The organism is Phenylobacterium sp. LH3H17, from assembly GCF_024298925.1.
In the GTDB taxonomy this organism is placed as follows: Bacteria; Pseudomonadota; Alphaproteobacteria; order Caulobacterales; family Caulobacteraceae; genus Phenylobacterium.
The window spans coordinates 3622243-3640899 of record NZ_CP101283.1 but is presented as its reverse complement, the minus strand read 5'-3'; the positions used below and the strand labels follow the sequence as shown (position 1 = coordinate 3640899).

General features: G+C 68.1%; 17 protein-coding genes. 11 read left to right on the top strand and 6 right to left on the bottom strand.

Annotated elements, in window-relative coordinates; translation table 11 throughout:
- Positions 1 to 125 precede the first annotated feature (125 nt).
- The gene (gene ubiA / locus M9M90_RS17965; RefSeq protein ID WP_254834607.1) at positions 126 to 1055 is read right to left on the bottom strand and encodes a 4-hydroxybenzoate octaprenyltransferase; all 930 of its coding nucleotides are present in this window, start codon (positions 1053 to 1055) and stop codon (positions 126 to 128) included.
- Positions 1056 to 1456: 401 nt separating this feature from the next.
- Between ubiA and M9M90_RS17960 the strand changes: the two genes are divergently transcribed.
- The 4 genes from M9M90_RS17960 (at position 1457) to M9M90_RS17945 (ending at position 6829) form a co-directional block, all read left to right on the top strand.
- Positions 1457 to 2272, top strand: coding sequence for a bifunctional 2-polyprenyl-6-hydroxyphenol methylase/3-demethylubiquinol 3-O-methyltransferase UbiG (locus M9M90_RS17960; protein WP_254834606.1), 816 nt, complete (start codon positions 1457 to 1459; stop codon positions 2270 to 2272).
- Positions 2273 to 2381: 109 nt separating this feature from the next.
- Positions 2382 to 4175, top strand: coding sequence for an ABC transporter ATP-binding protein (locus tag M9M90_RS17955; RefSeq protein WP_254834605.1), 1794 nt, complete (start codon positions 2382 to 2384; stop codon positions 4173 to 4175).
- Positions 4172 to 5959 carry an ABC transporter ATP-binding protein gene (locus M9M90_RS17950; RefSeq protein WP_254834604.1) on the top strand — a complete coding sequence of 596 codons (1788 nt, stop codon included), beginning with the start codon at positions 4172 to 4174 and terminating at the stop codon, positions 5957 to 5959. The genes M9M90_RS17955 and M9M90_RS17950 overlap by 4 nt, the downstream gene beginning before the upstream one ends.
- A gap of 69 nt (positions 5960 to 6028) precedes the next feature.
- Positions 6029 to 6829, top strand: a complete 801-nt coding sequence (locus tag M9M90_RS17945) for a methyltransferase (protein ID WP_254834603.1) — start codon at positions 6029 to 6031, stop codon at positions 6827 to 6829.
- A 15-nt stretch (positions 6830 to 6844) separates the two neighbouring features.
- Here M9M90_RS17945 and M9M90_RS17940 read toward each other — a convergent pair whose 3' ends face one another.
- The gene (locus M9M90_RS17940; RefSeq protein ID WP_254834602.1) at positions 6845 to 7471 is read right to left on the bottom strand and encodes a TetR/AcrR family transcriptional regulator; all 627 of its coding nucleotides are present in this window, start codon (positions 7469 to 7471) and stop codon (positions 6845 to 6847) included.
- Between the two features lie 84 nt (positions 7472 to 7555).
- On the opposite strand from M9M90_RS17940, the gene M9M90_RS17935 reads away from it, so the two are divergent.
- The 3 genes from M9M90_RS17935 (at position 7556) to M9M90_RS17925 (ending at position 9304) form a co-directional block, all read left to right on the top strand.
- Positions 7556 to 8830: a cytochrome P450 gene (locus M9M90_RS17935; RefSeq protein WP_254834601.1), complete on the top strand. Its 1275-nt coding sequence runs from the start codon at positions 7556 to 7558 to the stop codon at positions 8828 to 8830.
- Between the two features lie 12 nt (positions 8831 to 8842).
- On the top strand, positions 8843 to 9019 hold the full coding sequence (locus tag M9M90_RS17930) for a rubredoxin (protein WP_254834600.1): 177 nt from the start codon (positions 8843 to 8845) through the stop codon (positions 9017 to 9019).
- Between the two features lie 120 nt (positions 9020 to 9139).
- Complete coding sequence (locus M9M90_RS17925; protein ID WP_254834599.1) at positions 9140 to 9304, top strand: hypothetical protein; 165 nt, start codon at positions 9140 to 9142, stop codon at positions 9302 to 9304.
- Positions 9305 to 9313: 9 nt separating this feature from the next.
- Here M9M90_RS17925 and M9M90_RS17920 read toward each other — a convergent pair whose 3' ends face one another.
- The gene (locus tag M9M90_RS17920; protein ID WP_254834598.1) at positions 9314 to 10510 is read right to left on the bottom strand and encodes a winged helix-turn-helix domain-containing protein; all 1197 of its coding nucleotides are present in this window, start codon (positions 10508 to 10510) and stop codon (positions 9314 to 9316) included.
- 15 nt (positions 10511 to 10525) lie between these two features.
- Positions 10526 to 11293 (bottom strand): polyphosphate kinase 2, encoded by a 768-nt coding sequence (ppk2, locus tag M9M90_RS17915; protein WP_254834597.1) that lies wholly within the window; start codon positions 11291 to 11293, stop codon positions 10526 to 10528.
- Between the two features lie 48 nt (positions 11294 to 11341).
- Here ppk2 and M9M90_RS17910 point away from each other — a divergent pair, with 48 nt between their 5' ends.
- The 3 genes from M9M90_RS17910 (at position 11342) to M9M90_RS17900 (ending at position 13911) form a co-directional block, all read left to right on the top strand.
- Positions 11342 to 12061 (top strand): 16S rRNA (uracil(1498)-N(3))-methyltransferase, encoded by a 720-nt coding sequence (locus M9M90_RS17910; RefSeq protein ID WP_254834596.1) that lies wholly within the window; start codon positions 11342 to 11344, stop codon positions 12059 to 12061.
- Positions 12062 to 12160: 99 nt separating this feature from the next.
- Positions 12161 to 13519 (top strand): glutamate--cysteine ligase, encoded by a 1359-nt coding sequence (locus tag M9M90_RS17905; protein ID WP_254834595.1) that lies wholly within the window; start codon positions 12161 to 12163, stop codon positions 13517 to 13519.
- A 2-nt stretch (positions 13520 to 13521) separates the two neighbouring features.
- Positions 13522 to 13911: a GFA family protein gene (locus M9M90_RS17900; RefSeq protein WP_254834594.1), complete on the top strand. Its 390-nt coding sequence runs from the start codon at positions 13522 to 13524 to the stop codon at positions 13909 to 13911.
- Here M9M90_RS17900 and M9M90_RS17895 read toward each other — a convergent pair.
- Positions 13908 to 14393 carry a DUF427 domain-containing protein gene (locus M9M90_RS17895; RefSeq protein ID WP_254834593.1) on the bottom strand — a complete coding sequence of 162 codons (486 nt, stop codon included), beginning with the start codon at positions 14391 to 14393 and terminating at the stop codon, positions 13908 to 13910. The genes M9M90_RS17900 and M9M90_RS17895 overlap by 4 nt on opposite strands.
- 179 nt (positions 14394 to 14572) lie before the next feature.
- Between M9M90_RS17895 and M9M90_RS17890 the strand changes: the two genes are divergently transcribed.
- Positions 14573 to 16450, top strand: a complete 1878-nt coding sequence (locus M9M90_RS17890; protein WP_254834592.1) for a peptide MFS transporter — start codon at positions 14573 to 14575, stop codon at positions 16448 to 16450.
- An 83-nt stretch (positions 16451 to 16533) separates the two neighbouring features.
- Here the strand turns inward: M9M90_RS17890 and M9M90_RS17885 are convergent, their stop codons facing one another.
- Entirely contained in the window at positions 16534 to 18600 is a 2067-nt protein-coding gene (locus tag M9M90_RS17885) for a TonB-dependent siderophore receptor (protein ID WP_254834591.1), read from the bottom strand.
- Between the last annotated feature and the right edge of the window lie 57 nt (positions 18601 to 18657).

Sequence of the window (18657 nt, the reverse complement as noted above, 5' to 3'; positions counted from 1 at the left end):
AGGTGGTTCGTCGCCTCTTGGCGGCGAGACGGAGGGGGCTTCATCCGCGGCGGGATGAGTCAAAGTCCCCCTCAGTCGGCTTTGCCGACAGCTCCCCCAGAGGGGGAGCATCTTGTCGATGTCGCCTAGAGGCCGAGCGGCCCCCGCCACATCCCGGCGACAAGGGCCAGGAACAGCAGCAGCCCCGCCAGGCTGTTGGACTTGAACAGCGCCAGGGCCAGTCCCGGATCGGCCACGTCCAGCCGGGCGGCCTGGCGCGACAGGTGCATGCCGTAGAGCGCCAGCGGCGGCAGGGCGAGGGGGCCGAGACCCGCCATCCAGCCCGCCGCGAGCGCGAGGGTGAAACTCGCCACATAGAAGCCGAGCACCGCCTTGGGCGCGGCGCCGCCCAGCCGCAGGGCTGAGGACTTCACCCCCGCCAGGGCGTCGTCCTCCAGGTCCTGCACCGCGTAGATCGTGTCGTAGCCCAGGGTCCAGAACACCCCGGAGGCGTAGAGCAGGGCGGCGGGCCAGCCCAGCGTCCCGGTCGCAGCGGCGTAGCCCAGCAGGGCCCCCCAGTTGAAGGTCAGGCCCAGCCAGGCCTGTGGCCACCAGGTGATCCGCTTCATGAACGGGTAGGCCGCCACCAGGGCCAGGGACCCGACGCCCAGCGCGATGGCGAGCGGCGGCAGGGTCAGCAGGATGGCCAGGGAGACCAGGCTGCAGGCCGCCAGGAAGGCCCATGCCTGCTTCACCGAAATCTGGCCCGACGGGATCGGCCGGCCGGCGGTGCGCGCCACCTTGGCGTCGATGTCGCGGTCGACGATATCGTTATAGGCGCAGCCCGCCGCCCGCATCAGGGCCGCACCCGCCAGGATCTTCAGCAGCAGCCAGGGATCGGGCCATTGGCCGGCCTGGGCGCCGGCCAGTGCCGCCCCCTGCCAGCCCGGCAGCATCAACAGCCAGATCCCCGCGGGGCGGTCGAAGCGCCCCAGCTTCAGCCACGGCTGCAGGCCGGGCGGCGCGTGGCGGTCGACCCAGTTGCTGGGCGCGGCGTCGGGAAGGGGGGCGGCCATGGGTTCAGCCTCTAGCAGAACCTCGACGGCCTTCCAGCCGCTGTTGCAGTCCGGCCACGCGGTCCAGCGACCTGATCGCGACGCCAAATAACGCGGGTCGGTCGGATTGACAGCGGGAATCGAGGCGCGCAGGGTCTGCGTCGTCGTCCAGCCCCGCAGCGCCTGAAACAGGGAGGTGATCAGCGTGACAGCATTCAATCATCGCCCGCAGACGCCGTTCGTCGCTGTGTCCGCCCTTAAGCGGAACCGCGATTAACTCGCGACCGGGCCCCCAGCGGGGGCCGCTCTGCACCGCATCGCCAGCCTTCCGCGCGTAGCCAAACGCGTTCGCCGGCGCTCCTCGATTCCACGGATTCCCCGGCCCGGATTTGGCGCGGAGTCCGTCCGACTCAAGAGACGACATGCCTATCACCGAACCCATCTCGGCCACTCCCATCGCATCTTGGCCCAACGCCCCCGTTCCCAACCGCTACGGGGCGATGTGCACGGAGATCTACGACCTGGACAAGCCGCCCGGCTCCCTGCCCGACGTGCCCTTCTATCTCGACCGGCTGGTCGGGACGCAGGGGCCGATCCTGGAGGCCGCGGTCGGAACCGGACGCCTGCTGGTCCCGCTGCTCGAGGCGGGCCTGGAGGTGAAGGGCTTCGACCAGTCGCCGGACATGCTGGAGAGCTGCCGCCGCCACTGCGCGGCGCGCGGCCTCCCGGCCGACCTGCGGCAGGCCCGCTTCCAGGACTTCGCCTACGACCACGCCTTCGCCGCGATCCTCGTGCCGGTCGGGACCTTCACCCTCATCGACGACTTCGCCGAGGGCCTGGCCGTGCTGAAACGGTTCCACGACCACCTGGCGCCCGGCGGCCGGCTGCTCATCGACCTGCTGCCGATGGGCTACCTGACCAACGAGAGGCCCGACGTCCGCACATGGACCGCCGCCAACGGCGACATGCTGCGGATCGAGGGCCGGGCGGTGGAGATCGACCTGGTCCGTCAGCGGCGCGTCACCCACGACCGCTACGAACGCTGGCGGAACGGGCGGCTGGTGGAGTCGGAGCTGGAAGTGATGGCCTTCCGCATCTGGGGGCTTGCGGAATTCCAGCTTGCCCTGGCGGCCGCGGGCTTCACGGACATTTCCGTGGGCGCCGACCACCAGGCCGGGCGGCGTCCTGGCCGGTCCAGCCGAATACTCAACTTCGAGGCCCGCCGACCCGCTGCGTAGCGGGGCGCGGCAAGGCGGCGCCGGGATCCGTGCTCCCCCACGGGTCCCGGCGTCCAGCCTCGGACCTTCAATTTCACCCCGGCCCGGCCGGGAATCTCAGAAGTGCGTCATGACCGATTTTCTCGACGACGATGAGGACGCCAACCGTCCCAGAGTCCTGACCAACACCCAGGTGCTGGGCTTCATCGTGCGCCACTGGCTGGCGGAGCCCGGCAAGTTCGCCCTGATCGTCGGCTTCATGCTGGCGGCCACCGCCGCCGACCTGGCGATACCATGGGCCACTCGGGCGCTGATCAACGCCGTCTCCGCGCCGGAGAAGGTGACGGACGCCGCCTGGGCCGCCTGGGCGAGCCTCTCGGGCCTCTATCTGATGTTCTATCTGATGCGCTCGTCGCTGTTCCGCGCGGCCAACGGCTTCTATGCGCGGATCATGGCGCGGATCGTCAATGACGGCTTCAAGCGGGTGCAGGCCTTCTCAGCCGACTGGCATGCCTCGAACTTCGCCGGCGCCACGGTGCGCCGGGTCAGCCGGGCCATGTGGGGCTATGACAGCGCCTCGGACGCCCTGCTGATGATGCTGTTCCCGACCCTGATCGTGCTGGGCGGGCTGGCGATCTCGCTGGGGCTGCAATGGCCCTGGGCAGGGGCGTTCGTGGCGGTGATGGTGCTGGCCTTCGGGGCCTACAACATCCTGATGTCGGTGCACTACATCCGGCCGGTGAACTTGGTCTCCACGGCGCTCGACTCCAAGATCGGCGCAACCCTGGCCGACGCCGTGGGCGCCAATCCGGTGGTCAAGAGCTTCGGGGCCGAGGACCGCGAGGAGGCCCGCTTCGGCCGCACGGTCGAGGCCTGGCGCGCGGCGGTGAACAAGACCTGGGACCGGTTCAACAATGTGGGCCTGGGCCAGAACCTGTTCCTGATCGTGCTGCAGGCGGGGCTGACGGCCTTCCTGGTCGACGCCTGGGCCAAGGGGAACGCCACCCCGGGGGACGTGGCCTTCGCCATCACCTCGTTCATCGTCATGGCCGGCTACATGCGGAACTTCAGCGAGATCACCCGCATGCTGCAGAAGGGCCTGGACGACATCCTGGACGTGGCCACCTACGCGGTCACCGAGCCGCAGCTGGCCGACGCACCCGACGCCATGACCTTCCGCGGCGAGCTGGGCGAGGTGGTCTTCGACCGCGTCACCTTCGGCTACGCCAACCAGCCACGCCCGCTCTATGACGGCTTCACCCTGGTGGTGGCGCCCGGCGAGCGCGTGGCCCTGGTGGGTCCGACGGGGGCCGGCAAGTCGACCTTCGTCAAGCTGATCCAGCGGCTTTACGACCTGCAGGGCGGGCGAATCCTGATCGACGGCCAGGACATCTCCAAGGTCAGCCAGGGCTCCCTGCGGCGCGCCATCGCCGTGGTGCCGCAGGATCCGGCCCTGTTCCACCGCTCGATCGCCGAGAACATCGGCTACGCCCGGCCGGACGCTACCCACGAGGAGGTCGTGCTGGCCGCCAAGCGGGCCCGCGCCCACGAGTTCATCGCCCGCCTGCCGAAAGGCTACGAGACCCCGGTGGGCGAGCGGGGGGTGAAGCTGTCGGGCGGGGAGCGCCAGCGCGTGGCGATCGCCCGGGCCTTCCTGGCCGACGCGCCCATCCTGGTGCTGGACGAGGCCACATCCTCGCTGGACGTGGAGACCGAGCGCCAGGTGCAGGCGGCCATGGAGGAGCTCATGGTGGGCCGCACCACGGTGGTCATCGCCCACCGGTTGTCGACCATCCGCGGAGCCGACCGGATCCTGGTGTTCGACCAGGGTCGCATTGTCGAAGAAGGCCGCCACGCCGAACTGATCGACCGGGGCGGGGCCTATGCGCGGCTGCACGCCGTGACCGAAGGGACCCATCTGTGACCGAGCACTACGAAGACACCGACGACCAGCCGCAGCGGGTCCTTTCCAACGGCCAGGTGCTGGGCTTCATCGCCCGGTTCTGGCTGCGGCGGCCGGTGTTGCTGACCGCCTGCGTGGTGCTGACCCTGGCCTCGGTCGGCTTCGACCTGGCCCTGCCCTGGGCGGCGGGGGAGCTGGTCGACGCCGTGGCGGCCGGTCCTTCTCGGGCCGAGCTCGCCTGGAACGCCTGGGCGATCTTCGTGGGCGTCTACCTGGCCTTCGCCATCATCCGCAACATCAGCTTCCGGTTCTGGAACCCGCTGGCGGCGGCCAACATGAAGGAGATGACCGACGAGGGCTTCAAGCGGGTGCAGTCGTTCTCGTCCGACTGGCACGCCGACACCTTCGCCGGCTCCACGGTGCGGCGATTGAGCCGCGCCATGTGGGGCTACGACATGGTCTCGGACTCGGTGGTCCTGTGGCTGGGCCCCGCCATGCTGGTCCTCTTCGGCCTCTCGGGGGTGATGATCGCCCGTTGGCCCAGCGTCGGCCTGTTCTCCCTTGCGGTGGTGGTGATCTATGTCGCCTCCAACCTGATCCTGACCGCCACGTATGTGCGGCCGGCCAACCTCAAGTCGGTGGCCCTCGACAGCCGCATCGGCGGGGCGCTCGCAGACTCCATCTCATCCAACCCGACCGTGAAGTCCTTTGGGGCCGAGCACCGGGAGGAGGAGAGGATCGGCGGCATCACCGCGCTCTGGCGGCGGCTCACCCTCACCACCTGGACCCGGTTCATCAATGTCTGGCTGTGGCACAACCTGCTGCTGGTGGTGCTGCAGGCGGGGCTGACCGGCCTGCTGCTGCGCCTGTGGGCGCGGGGCGAGGCCACCGCCGGCGACGTGGCCTTCGCGATCACCTCGTTCATGCTGATGAGCGGCTATCTGCGCAATATCGGCGAGAACATCCGCATGATGCAGAAGGGCCTCGACGATGTGGAGGACGTGGCCCGCTACGCCCAGACCCCGCCCCAGGTGCTGGACGTCGCGAACGCCCCGGCCTTCGGGGGCGAGCTGGGCGAGATCGTCTTCGACAGGATCACCTTCCGCTACAAGTCGGCGGAGGAGCCGCTCTATCGCGACTTCACCCTGCGCATCGCGCCCGGCGAGAGAGTGGCCCTGGTGGGTCCGACCGGGGCCGGCAAGTCGACTTTCGTCAAGCTGATCCAGCGGCTCTACGACCTGCAGGACGGCCGCATCCTGATCGACGGCCAGGACATCGCCACGGTGAACCAGGGCGGTCTGCGCCGGGCGATCGCGGTGGTGCCTCAGGATCCGGCCCTGTTCCACCGGACCATCGCCGAGAACATCAGCTACGCCCGGCCCGAGGCGACGGACGATGAGATCGCGCTCGCCGCCAAGCGGGCCCGCGCCCACGACTTCATCGCCAAGCTGCCGCTGGCCTACCACACGCTGGTGGGCGAGCGCGGGGTGAAGCTGTCGGGCGGGGAGCGCCAGCGCGTGGCCATCGCGCGGGCCTTCCTGGCCGACGCCCCGATCCTGGTGCTGGACGAGGCGACCTCGTCCCTGGACGTGGAGACCGAGCGCCAGGTCCAGGCGGCCATGGAGGAGCTGATGGTGGGCCGCACCACTATCGTCATCGCCCACCGGCTCTCGACCATCCGCGGGGCCGACCGGATCCTGGTGTTCGAGGAGGGCCGCATCGTCGAGGAGGGCCGCCACGCCGAACTGGTGAAGAAGGGCGGGACCTATGCCCGCCTCCACGCGGTGACCGAGGGGACGGCCTGACCGCTGCGCCCTGACGGCGGCGGCCTGGCGGTGCTAGATGTCGCCGATGATTCCGGGCCGGGGCGCGTCATGACCTATGCGGAGCGAGTGGTTCAGTGGCTGCGGGAGCGGCTGGACCGCGACCCGCCGCTGAGCCAACCGCAGGAGCTCAACATGGCCCTGCGGGTGCTGGCCCTGTGGCGGGCCTCGGCCATCGTAGACGCCTATGTCCGCCACCACGGCCAGGTGATCCTGCAGGGGCCGTTCGCCGGCATGTCCTACCTGCGCACCGCCACCGAGGGGGCGCTGGCGCCGCGGCTGCTGGGCACCTACGAGTCCGAGCTGCACCCCCATATCGAGGCCTTCGCCCAGCAGGGCTTCGACACGGTGATCGATGTGGGTTGCGCCGAGGGCTACTATGCGGTGGGCCTGGCCCGGCTGATGCCAGCCGCCACCATCTACGCCTACGATGTCGAGGCCAAGGCCCGGGCCGCCTGCGAGGCCCTGGCGCAGACCAACGGCGTCGCCGATCGGGTCATGGTCGGCGAGACCTTCGCCCCTACCGGATTCGAGGCCTTCGCGGGCCAGAAATGCCTGGTGCTGATGGACGTGGAGGGCGCCGAGGATGACCTGCTGCGCCCCGATCTCTCGCCGGCGCTCACGGGCATGACCCTCATCGTCGAGACCCATGACGTCTACCGGCCGGGAAACCTCGCGCGGCTGGTCGAGCGTTTCTCCCCCACCCACGACATCGTCCGCCTGGACACCCAGCCCAAGACGCTGCCCCTGCCGGATTGGCTGGCGCAGTCGGGCCACCTCGACCAGCTCCTGGCGGTGTGGGAATGGCGAATCAAGCCGACCCCATGGCTGGTGATGACGCCGAAGACCTGAGCGACCGGCCGGCGCTCAGGCCGCGAAGCTCAACCGCAAGGCCATCTTGCTGGTCTCTCCCAACGGTGCGAGGTCCAGGGTCGGATCCAGCAGCAACTGCATCGACAGCCCGAACAGCAAGGCGCCGGTGACGAGGGCCGCCGCGTCGGGGTCGATGCCGGACCGGACCGAACCCTCGGCCTGTCCCCGCTGGAAGAAGGCCGTGAGGACGATCTCGACCTCCTTGTGGGCGTCGGCGAACGGCGCGCGCAGTTCCGAGACATCGGCCACGGCGGAGGCCAGCACCACGAAATAGGCCCGCAGTTCCCCGTCGTGGTCGAGCGCGGCGAGAAACACCTCCACATAGGCCAGGACCGCGTCCAGGCCGCTCATGGCGTCCACATGCCGGTCTTCTAACAAGCCGCCAAGGCGACCCTGGAGCTGGACGATCAGGGCGTCGATGAGACCCCGCTTGGACCCGAAGCGCTGTGTGACGAGGCTGCGGCTGTACCCTGCGCGGGCCCCGATGTTCTCGAAGGTCGCCGCCGCCATGCCCCGTTCCACCACGAGCTCGGCGGCCGCTGCCAGCAGGCGGCGTTCCGATTCATCCCTGCGCTCGGCCTGGCTGCGGCGAGATTTGCGCCTGGTCAATGTGCTGGCCATATTGCGGAGTCTAGAAAGTTGTTAGACAACTAGCAAGTTGCAGTGTCGGGCCAGAAGACACGCAAGGGAGCCCAGGAACCGCACATGACCATTCCGTCCGATATCGCCCAGACCATTGTCGATCCCCGCGCCTACGCCGACGGCAAGCGGGTGGACGACGCCTTCGCCTGGCTTCGGCGGGAAGCGCCATTGGATCGGGCCCAACCCGAGGGCTTCGATCCCTTCTGGGTGGTCACCCGTCACGCCGACATCCTCGAGGTGGAGCGGCAGAACGAGCTGTTCCACAACGGCGACCGCTCCACCGTTCTCACGACCATCGACGCCGACCGGAAGGTTCGCGAGATGATGGGCGGCAGCCCCCACTTGGTGCGGTCGCTGGTGCAGATGGACAACCCCGACCACATGGCCTACCGGCGCCTGACCCAGGGTTCGTTCGTGCCGCAGAACCTCCGGGCCCTGGAGTCGCGGATCCGCGAGATCGCCAAGGGCTTCGTCGACCGGATGGCGTCGCATGGCGGCCAGTGCGACTTCGCCCGGGACGTGGCCTTCCTCTATCCGCTGCATGTGATCATGGAGGTGATCGGGGTGCCGGAGTCCGACGAGCCGCGGATGCTGAAGCTCACCCAGGAATTGTTCGGCAGCGCAGACCCCGACCTCAATCGGACCGGCGAGGAGATCCAGACCACCAACGCCGGCGTCGACACCATCCAGTCGGTGGTCATGGACTTCATGCTGTATTTCAACGCCATCACCGAGGATCGCCGGGCCAATCCGCGCGCGGACCTCGCCAGCGTCATCGCCAACGGCAAGATCGACGGCCAACCGCTCGGCCACCTGGAGGCCATGAGCTACTACATCATCGCGGCGACCGCCGGCCACGACACCACGTCGTCGACGGTGTCGGGCGCCCTGTGGGCCCTGGCCGAGAACCCCGAACAGTTCGCCAAGTTGAAGGCCAATCCCGCCCTCATCCCCGGCCTGATCGAGGAGTCGATCCGCTGGGTCACGCCGGTGAAGCACTTCATGCGCACGGCCACCGCCGACGCCGAGGTCGCCGGCCGCAAGATGGCCAAGGGCGACTGGCTGATGTTGTCCTATCCGTCGGGCAACCGCGACGAGGCGGTGTTCGCCGATCCCTTCAAGTTCGACGTCGAGCGGACACCCAACAAGCATGTGGCGTTCGGATACGGCGCCCATGTGTGCCTGGGCCAGCACCTGGCGCGGATGGAGATGCGGATCCTGTGGGAGGAACTGTTCGCGCGGCTGGAGTCGGTGGAGCTGGACGGGACGCCCCGCAACATGTCCGCCAGTTTCGTTTGCGGTCCCAAGTCGGTTCCCATCCGCTTCAAGATGCATTGAGGCGGCGCCGACATGTCCGAACCCTTCAAGGTCTGGCAGTGCCGCACCTGCGGCTATCTCTATCAGGAGGAGTTCGGCGACCCGGCCGAGGGCCTGGCGCCGGGCACGCGCTGGAAGGACCTGCCCGACAGCTGGATATGTCCCCTGTGCGGCACGCCGAAGGCCGACTTCGACATGGTGGAGCTCTAGGTCCGCCAACCCTCGGTCATGGCCAAGTCTACGTAACGTCCCGGAGTACGCAGGTTGCCGATGGGCGCGCATGTTGCGGCCAGGAACCCCAGGTCCGGGGTCGGTGTAGGACAATTTTCCATGTCGTTTCTAAAGCTTATCTTCGTAGCGCCCGGCAATGCGCTGGCCGACGCGCTCGGCACGACCGACGAGCATGAGCGGGGCCTGCTTCGCATGCTCGTCAACTCGGTGATCTGGATCTCGCTTGGGGCGGTGATGTTCATGATCGCCGTCATTTCCCGATAGTGCGACGACCTAGGTCAGGGCCGCCTTCAGCGCCCCGGCCAGTTCGCCCCTGGGCTGGACCTGGATGTCGTCCAGCCCCAGCCAACCCGCCATCAGTCGGAGCTCCTGGGCCAGCAGGCCCGGAGTCTGCGCGTTCGATCCCGGTTCGTAATGAGCCGACTGCACCACCAGCACCCCCGTCTTGCGCTCGGCTTTCAGATCGACCCGGGCGGTGATCGCCTCGCCCTGCAGGAAGGGCAGGACGTAGTAGCCGTGCACCCGCTTGTGAGCCGGGGTGTAGATCTCCAGCCGGACGCGCACGTCGAACAGCCGCTCGGTGCGCTCGCGGAACCAGATCAGGTTGTCGAAGGGCGAGAGCAGGGCGTTGGCGGTGACCTTCCGCGGCCGCCGCGCGGCGGGGGCGAGATAGGCGGGCTGGCCCCAGGCCTTGACGGTGACGGCGACCAGGTCGCCCGCCTCCACCAGCTCGGCGATGCGCGCCTTGGTGTCGGCGACCCCCATGCGGAAATAGTCGCGCAGGTCGCGCTCGGTGGCCACGCCCTGAGCGCGGGCGGCGATGCGGATCAGCTCACGCTGGGCGTCTTCGCGGTCCGGCGTCGGAGTCTCGCGGACCGCCTTGGGCAGCACCTTCTCGGCGATCCCGTAGACCCGCTCGAAGGTCCCGCGCCGGGTAGCCGCCGTCAGGTCGCCGATCCAGAACAGGCACTCCAGCGCCCGCTTGCCCTCGCTCCAGCCCCACCAGCCCTTGGCGCCCTTGGCGCCGAGCTCCAGTTCCGAGGCCGGCATCGGCCCGCGGGTCTCGATCTCGTTCAGCACCCGGTCGATGAACTCCGGGTGGGTCCGCAGGAACCGCGCGATCCCCGTCCAGGTCCCGACGCCCTCCCGGGCGTCGTCCATCCGCCAACGGAACAGGGGATGGGTGGCCGCCGGCAGCAGCGAGGCCTCATGGGCCCAGTACTCGATCAGGGCGGGATTCTTACCCCACGCGACCTCGTCCAGCAGGGGCCGCGGATAGGCGCCCAGGCGCGAGAACAGCGGCAGGTAATGGGTGCGGGACACCACATTGACCGAGTCGATCTGCAACACGCCGAGGCGATCTATGGTCTTCAGGACATGGCGCTTGCCCGGCGCGGCGGGGCGCCGGTCGGCGAAACCCTGGGCGGCCAGCGCGATGCGTCGGGCCTCCCGGGCCGAAATTTTTTCCACCCCCGATCAGCTCCGCTACCTGTTCAGCCGGCCATCGAAGATGGCGGCGATCTCGAAGGGAAACAAGATTTCCGGATCGGGCTTGGCGACGCTCTTGGCGATACTCGCGGGGGCGATGGCGTGGATCACGTGGCGCATGATGTTGAGGCGCGCGACCTTCTTCTTGTCGGTCACCACGCACCGCCAGGGCGCGGCGGCGTTGTGGGTGCGGGTCAGCATCTCGTCGCGAGCCGCGCTGTAGTCGTCCCACTTCTCCTGGGCGACATCGTCGAGGGGACTGGTCTTCAGGGCCTTCAACGGATCTTCACGTCGCGCCTTCAGCCGTTCGGCCTGCTCCTCGCGGCTGATGTCGAGCCATAGCTTCACGAGCTTGATCCCGCTCTCGACCAGCATCTCCTCGAAGTGCGGGACGTCGCGCAGGAAGATCTCCTGCTCCTCGGAGGTGGAGAACCCCATCACCTTTTCCACGCCAGCCCGGTTGTACCAGGAGCGGTTGAAGATGATGATCTGGCCCGCCGCCGGCAGGTACTGCACGTAGCGCTGGAAATACCACTGGCTGCGCTCGACCTCGGTCGGCTTCGGCAGGGCGATGGCCCGGGTGTACCGGATCGAGAGGTGCTCGATCATGCGCTTGATGGCGCCGTCCTTGCCCGCCGCATCGCGGCCTTCGAGGATGATCAGCACCTTGTCGCCACTCTCCATGGCGGCCTGCTGGTAGCGGACCAAGGCCAATTGCAGGGCGGTGAGTTCGGCCTCATAGGCCTCGTTGTCGAGCTTCGCCATATCGTCAAACTAGTCCTGAACCCGCGCCCCCGGCTAGAACCTCAATCCATGATCCGCTTGTTCGTTGCCACAGACCTCGCCCAGGGCCAGGCGCTCGCCCTGGACTCCGGCCAGAGCCGTTACCTCACCGCGGTGATGCGCCGCGTCGTGGGCGACCAGGTGCTGGTGTTCAACGGCCGCGACGGCGAGTGGCGAGGGGCCATCGAGGTCTCGGGCAAGCGTGGCGCGATCCTGCGGCTCCAGGCCCAGGAGCGGCCCCAGGCCCTGGGGCCGGACCTCGACCTGCTCGTCGCGGTGGTCAAGCGCACGCGGGTGGAGACCATCGTCGAGAAGGCCGCCGAGTTGGGCGCCCGGCGCGTCCGGCTGGTGATCACCGAACGCACCAACGCCGAGCGCTCGCGGATCGATCGCCTGCAGGTCATCGCCGCCGAGGCCGCCGAGCAGACTGGCCGCATGGATGTGCCGCAGATCCTGGAACCCGTGAAGCTCGCCAAGCTGCTGGCCGATTGGCACGCGCCGCGGCGGCTGTTGTTCTGCGACGAGGCGGGCGACGCCAAGCCGGTGCTGGCGGCCCTGGACGGCGCGCCGCCGGCGCCCTGGGCCATACTGATAGGACCCGAGGGCGGCTTCTCGCCGGCGGAGCGCGAGACCTTGCGCGGCTTGCCTTACGCCACGCCCGCCACCCTGGGGCCCCGGATCCTGCGGGCCGATACCGCGGCCATCAGCGCGCTCACCCTGTGGCAGGCGGCCCAGGGCGACTGGATCTAAGCGCGACTGGCGAGGGCTTGAGCTTTCCTGATTTGCGCCCACCTGTTTGAACAGCGTAAAGATCGCCGCCGTTTCGGTATGGGCTTGGGGGAGATTGAGATGGCCGACGTCGTGACGGACGACCGACCCCTCGCGGTTGAGGATATCCTGGACTGGTTCGAGGCCGGCTCGAAGCCGGCCGACCAGTGGCGCGTGGGCGCCGAGCACGAGAAGTTCGTCTTCCGCCTGGGCGCGCACGAGCCGGTCCCCTACGCGGGCCCCGCGGGCATCCAGGCCCTGCTGAACGGCATGACGCGCTTCGGCTGGAAGGGCGTCTACGAGGGCGACAACATCATCGCCCTCGAACGGGGCAAGGCCAATGTCAGCCTTGAGCCCGGGGGCCAGTTCGAGCTGTCTGGCGCCCCGCTCGAGACCATGCACGACATCTGCGAGGAGACTGGCGTCCACCTCCAGGAGGTCAAGACCGTCGCCGACGAGCTGGGCCTGGGCTTCCTGGGCCTCGGCTTCACGCCGATCTGGCGGCGCGAGGACGTGCCGATCATGCCCAAGGGCCGCTACAAGATCATGCGGGAATACATGCCCAAGGTCGGCAATCTGGGCCTCGACATGATGTTCCGCACCTGCACGGTGCAGGCCAATCTCGATTTCGGCTCCGAGGCCGACATGGTGGCCAAGTTCCGCACAAGCCTGGCCCTGCAGCCGATATGTACGGCCCTGTTCGCCAATTCCCCCTTCATCGAGGGCAAGCCGTCGGGCTTCCTCTCGGCCCGCGCCAACGTCTGGACCGACACCGATCCCGACCGCACCGGCATGCTGGACTTCGTCTTCGCCGACGGCTTCGGCTTCGAGACCTACGCCCAGTACGCCCTCGACGTGCCGATGTACTTCGCCAAGCGCGAAGGGAAATATGTGGACCTCGCCGGCAAGTCCTTCCGCAAGTTCATGGCCGGCGAGCTGGCCGAGCTGCCCGGCGACCGGCCGAGCCTCAAGGACTGGGCCGACCATACCACCACCGCCTTCCCCGAGGTGCGGCTCAAGCAGTACCTGGAGATGCGCGGCGCTGATTCCGGGCCCTGGAGCCGCCTGTGCGCCCTGCCGGCCCTCTGGACCGGCATCTTCTACGACCAGGCGGCGCTCGCCGCGGCCTGGGACCTTTGCAAGGACTGGCAGGTCGAGGACCACGAGCGCCTGCGCGCCGACGTCGCGCGGCTGGGCCTGAAGGCGCAGGTCGGCGGCCGGAGCGTCCAGGACGTGGCCAGGGACATGGTCGCCATCGCGCGCCAGGGTCTGAAGAACCGCAACCGCCTGAGTGGCGGCATGGTCGACGAAACGGGCTATCTGACCGAGCTGGAGGAGATCGCCGACAGTGGGATCACCCCCGCCGAGCGGCTTCTCGAACTCTACAACGGCCGCTGGAAGGGCGACGCGAGCAAGGTCTTCGAAGAGTTCGCCTACTGACCATGCCGCGCGGGTCCTGCCACTGCGGCGCGGTTCGCTTCCAGGTCGACGCCGAGATCGTGGAGCTGACCACCTGCGACTGTTCGCTGTGCGTCAAGAAGAACGCCGTCATGGCCAAGGTGCATGAAAGCGCCCTGACCGTTCTGGCCGGCGAGGAGTTCCTGTCGCTCTATCGATGGAACACGCGGCGGGCGAAGCACTACTTCTGCAGTCGCTGCGGGATCTACACCTTCCATCGCAAGCGCGCGGCCCCCGACCACTACGGGGTCAACGTCTTCTGCCTCGACGGATTCGACGCCAGCACCATCCCAGTGGTGGAGACGGAGGGCGTCGGGATGAGCGTCGTGCCGGAAGGTGCGCGGGCCGAGTGGCCCGGCCCGCGGGAGGCCTAGGGACGCGGTACGTCCTCGCTCGGCGGCCAGTGGGTCTTCTGGCTGGAGCCCGAGCCGGAGTCGGTGTGCTGAATCACCTCGTCGATGGCCTTGGTGTTATGGTGGGCCGGATCGACGGTGTCGTCTTCGACCGCATAGACGTCGACCTTGTCCGGATAGAAGGCAAGCCGCCCGCGGATCTGCTCCATGGCCGGGTAGGGTTCCTCGTAGGTCCAGACCGCGTTCTCGGCGAGATGGCCGTCCATGAGGATCGTGTAGTAGGCCGCGTCGCCCTTGTACGGGCAGTAGGTCGTGCGGTCGGTCCTGGAGAAATATTCCATCGAGACGTCGCCCCGCGGGAAGTAGACCACCGGCGCGCAACCGGCCTCGCAAAGGACCAGGGCGTCGCCGCTGTCGGCGATCACGTGGTTATCGAACATCGCGCGCCACCGGGTCGCGCCGGGGGTTATGGTGATCGAATGGTCCGGGCCGGGAATTTTCATGGGACGCGCCTCCTATGGACGGATAACGCCTGAGATGGGGACGCGGGTCCCGCCGCGACAAGGCCAGGCTTGCTTGTGCTTGGCCTTAACGCGTGATCTTCTCCCGCCAAACTAGCCCGGCGGGGGGAGAAAACACCCCAGGGAGCGCCGGCCGTCCAAGGATTGGAAGAACCGCCCTCATGAATATCGTTATCCTGCTGGGGATCCTCGTCACGTTGGCGACGGGGATTCCGGTGCTGCTGCAGTTGCTGAAGACCCACCCGAAAGGGTTGATGATCCTGTTTTTCGCCGAGATGTGGGAGCGGTTCTCCTACTACGGGATGCGCGGCATCCTCATCTTCTACCTCACCCAGCACCTGCTGTTCGACGATGAGGCCGCGGGCGCCCAGTACGGGTCCTATACGAGCCTGGTCTATCTTCTGCCGCTGATCGGCGGCCTGCTGGCCGACCGCTACCTGGGAACCCGCAAGGCCGTCGCCTTCGGCGCCCTGCTGCTGGTCGCCGGCCACATGACCATGGCGGTCGAAGGCAATCCGACCAGCCAGAACCTGGTCTACCAGGGCCAGAGCTATGCCGTGGCGGCCGAGGGCCGCATGGAATCGCGCTCGGTCAAGCTGATGGTGGGCGACAAGGCCTATGACTTCGGACCGGCCGCCAGCGGCGGACTGGAGATCAAGAACCTCGACGCCGGCGCGCCCTTGCCGGCGGTCCTGCCGGCGGGCAGCTACACCATGGAGAAGAAGAGCGACCCGATGGGGGTCAACGCCTTCTACCTGGCGGTCTCGCTGATCATCATGGGCGTCGGCTTCCTGAAGCCCAACATCTCCACCATCGTCGGCCAGCTCTATCCGCAGGGCGACCCGAGGCGGGATTCCGGTTTCACCCTCTACTATTACGGCATCAACCTCGGGGCCTTCTGGGCCGCGGTGTTGTGCGGCCTTCTGGGCCAGAACGTCGGCTGGTGGGCGGGCTTCGGCCTGGCCGGGGTCGGCATGGCGCTGGGCTGGGTGGTCTTCGTCCTCGGCAAGCCCCTGCTGCAGGGCAAGGGCGAGCCGCCGAATCCGGAGCGCCTTAAGGAGCCCTTCGTCGGCCCGATCAACCGCGAATGGCTGATCTATCTGGCCGGCATCCTGGGCGTCATCCCGATCTGGCTGCTGGTCCAGCGCAACGACCTGGTGGGCTGGGGCCTGACCCTCTCGACCCTGGCGTCGCTGGCCTTCATCGTCTGGTTCATCGTCAAGAAGTGCGACAAGGTCGAACGCGAGCGGATGATGCTCGCCATGGTGCTGATCTTCGGCGCGGTGGTGTTCTTCACCCTGTTCGAGCAGGCCGGCACCTCGCTCAACCTGTTCGCGTCGCGCAACGTCGACCTAGCGATCACCACCCAGGCCACCAGCTTCCTGGGGCTGCCGATGGGCAGCGCCGACCAGCTCGCCGCCGCCGGCATCCAGCCCGCCAACTGGTGGTCCTGGATCGACACGGGCATCGGGGCGGCCCAGACCCAGTCGTTCAACGCCGGCTTCATCCTCATCTTCGCGCCGATCTTCGCGGTGATGTGGACGTGGCTCGGCAAGCGCGGGAAGGTCCTGGATCCGACCTTCACCTTCGGACTGGGCCTGATCCAGGTGGGCCTCGGCTTCCTGGTCGTGGTCTGGGCGGCGAGCGCCGGGATGGTCGACTCGGCCTATCGCATGCCGTTGATCATGCTGGGCATGCTCTACCTGCTGCACACCACGGGCGAGCTCTTCCTGTCGCCGGTGGGCCTGTCGGAGATCACCAAGCTCTCCGTCGCCTCCATCGTCTCGTTCATGATGGCGGTCTGGTTCCTGTCGTCCTCCATCGCCCAGCTCGTGGGCGGCCGGATCGCGGGTCTCATGGGAACCGAGACCGTCGGCGGCCAGGTGCTGGACCCAGGCGCGGCGCTCGCGACCTCGCTGGACGGCTTCAACAAGCTGGGCTGGGTGGGTGTAGCCTGCGGCGTCGTCTTCGTGGCCGCCAGCTTCTTCATCCGGCACTGGGCGCACGGGGCCGGGGTCAACAAGCACCCCGAGCTGTAAGGGCGGCCCCTCGGGCCGGTTCGCCAGCCACGAAAAAGGGCCGGACGCGGGAGCGTCCGGCCCTCATCGTTCGAGGCGGCCGTTCAAACGCCGAAGGTCTTCCGGACGCGGACATAGTACATGCGGCCGAACTGGATATCCCGATCCTCGACCTGCGCCAGCGGACTGGTTCCGCGCGGACCGGCATAGTCGTAGCGGGTGTAGCGGAAGCCCCGCGAGGTGATGTTCGGCAGCTCGGCGCGAATGGTGATGTCGGGTCGGGCCCTCCACTCGGCGAACGGCCGTACGTAGGTCTTGAGCTTGCGCGTCTCGATCGAGCTGGTCTTGTACGCCGTCTCGCGCCACGCGCCGTAGACGTCGACCCCCCAGTTCACCTTCAGGGCCGGCAGCTCGTGCGAGAGCGTCGCTTCCCAATCGATGGGATGGAGGTTGGAAATCTCGCGATCGCGGCCCGTCGCCGGGTCGCGCACCTCGGATTCGCGCCAGGTCGCCTCACCCTTGAGCTGCAGCCCCTTGGCGCCCAGACGGTCGAAGGGGATCGTCAGGCCCAGGATCAGCTCATCCTTGGTGGCGTCGCCGATATTCGCCTTGGCGTCGAATGCGCCCCCGTCCGCCGCGAACACCGGCGCGCGGTCGATGACGTCGCTGATGGCCGAGTGGCGCAGGGTGATGGAGATCACCCCATCGGTCCAGAATCGCTGCTCGATCCCGGCCTCCGTCACCCAGGCCTGTTCCGGCTCGAGGTCGGGATTGCCGGCTACTATGACGCCCGTGCCCAGGTTGGACGAGGCGACGAAGTCATCGAAGTTCAACTGGCCGACCACGCGCTCGAAGCGAAAGCGGACCTGGGTGGTGGCGGTGGGCGCCCAGGTGGCGGCGAATCGGGGCTTGGCGAAATAGAGGGTCTTCTCGAGGCTGGTGTCGCCTTCCGAGGAGATCGACGAGCCTTCGTAGCGAAGCACCCCTTCCAGCGTCCAGGCCTTGACGGGCTGCCACACCGCCTTGCCGAACACCTGACCCCGGGTCTCCTCGACCCGCACATTGGCGGACGGCAGGGTGACCGGCACGCCGTTGGCGACGTATCCGGTGAGACTGTCCAGGGCGTTGAAGGCGCCTTCGCCGCCCGCCTCCAGCGAGAGTTCGGGGTTGGGGCGCAGCTTGAGGACCCCGCGGGCGATCGTTTCCGAGGTCTGGCGGTTGAGCGTGAAGATCTCCGACCCCGACCGCCCGGTGAAGTCGCCGCGCAGGTCAATGTCCTTGTCCTGCCGGAGCCCCACCAGCTCCAGCGAGGTCTTGGCGCCGAAGTCACGGGTGAACCGGCCGCCGATCTCGGTGTCGAGCCGCTTGTTGACCTCGTCATTGGCGTCCAGCGCGCCTAGGGGGGCGAGGATGTGGTTGTCCTCCTCGAACTTGAACTTCTCCCAGAAGGCGCGGGCGTTCACGCGGGCCTTGCCGCCCAGCAACGGCGTCTCGTAGGCGCCGGTCAGGGTCTTGTTCGCGACCGTACCTTCCTGGTCGATCTCGGATTGTTGCAGCACCGCGCCGGTGGGGCTCACGATGAGGCCCGGGCCCTCTCCGGCGCCGTCGTCCGCGCCAAAGCCGTAGCGCGCCGAGGTCTCCCAGTTGCGGCCGTCCTTGCCACCCGACAGCTCCAGGCGGACGCCGTGCAGGTCGCGGCCGTCATAGACGTGGTTCAAGGCCACGGCCCACAGGCCCTGGAATCCGCCGCCCTGCTTCTTGACGATATTGGCCACCACCGAGCGGCCCTGCATGTCGATGCCCGGCGCCCCGCCGCGGATCAGTTCGACGCGCTCGATCTGGCCGGTCGGAATCCGCCGCAGCAGTTCATCCAAGGGGTCGGTCTTGCTGGTCGGACGCTGGCCGTCGACCAGGGCGTTGCCGCCGCCGCCCTCGAAGCCACGGATCGTATCGCCGGTGTCGAGGGTGAAGCCGGGCAGGCGCAACAGCATCTCCCAGGCGTTGGCGGCCAGGCTGGCGGCGAAGAATTCGGGCGGGTAGCGGATGACGCCCTCGGTCTGTCCGCCCGCGGGCGCGGGCGGCGTCGGCTGGGCGTCCTGGGCGGCGGCCGGCGCGGCGAATACGAGGGCCGAGGCCAAGGCGGTGGACGCCAGAGCGACGTGACGGATCATTCGGTAACACTCCCCACAGGTGGGGGCGAAGTGACCCGCGCCACGCGGGGAGAGCCA

Coding starts and splice junctions, on each gene's coding strand:
- M9M90_RS17930 (WP_254834600.1), top strand. CDS start 8,843: ATGTCCGAACCCTTCAAGGTCTGGCAGTGCCGCACCTGCGGCTATCTC.
- M9M90_RS17925 (WP_254834599.1), top strand. CDS start 9,140: ATGTCGTTTCTAAAGCTTATCTTCGTAGCGCCCGGCAATGCGCTGGCC.
- ppk2 (WP_254834597.1), bottom strand. CDS start 11,293: ATGGCGAAGCTCGACAACGAGGCCTATGAGGCCGAACTCACCGCCCTG.
- M9M90_RS17960 (WP_254834606.1), top strand. CDS start 1,457: ATGCCTATCACCGAACCCATCTCGGCCACTCCCATCGCATCTTGGCCC.
- M9M90_RS17890 (WP_254834592.1), top strand. CDS start 14,573: ATGAATATCGTTATCCTGCTGGGGATCCTCGTCACGTTGGCGACGGGG.
- M9M90_RS17885 (WP_254834591.1), bottom strand. CDS start 18,600: ATGATCCGTCACGTCGCTCTGGCGTCCACCGCCTTGGCCTCGGCCCTC.
- M9M90_RS17895 (WP_254834593.1), bottom strand. CDS start 14,393: ATGAAAATTCCCGGCCCGGACCATTCGATCACCATAACCCCCGGCGCG.
- M9M90_RS17910 (WP_254834596.1), top strand. CDS start 11,342: ATGATCCGCTTGTTCGTTGCCACAGACCTCGCCCAGGGCCAGGCGCTC.
- M9M90_RS17900 (WP_254834594.1), top strand. CDS start 13,522: ATGCCGCGCGGGTCCTGCCACTGCGGCGCGGTTCGCTTCCAGGTCGAC.
- M9M90_RS17935 (WP_254834601.1), top strand. CDS start 7,556: ATGACCATTCCGTCCGATATCGCCCAGACCATTGTCGATCCCCGCGCC.
- M9M90_RS17940 (WP_254834602.1), bottom strand. CDS start 7,471: ATGGCCAGCACATTGACCAGGCGCAAATCTCGCCGCAGCCAGGCCGAG.
- M9M90_RS17945 (WP_254834603.1), top strand. CDS start 6,029: ATGACCTATGCGGAGCGAGTGGTTCAGTGGCTGCGGGAGCGGCTGGAC.
- M9M90_RS17955 (WP_254834605.1), top strand. CDS start 2,382: ATGACCGATTTTCTCGACGACGATGAGGACGCCAACCGTCCCAGAGTC.
- M9M90_RS17905 (WP_254834595.1), top strand. CDS start 12,161: ATGGCCGACGTCGTGACGGACGACCGACCCCTCGCGGTTGAGGATATC.
- ubiA (WP_254834607.1), bottom strand. CDS start 1,055: ATGGCCGCCCCCCTTCCCGACGCCGCGCCCAGCAACTGGGTCGACCGC.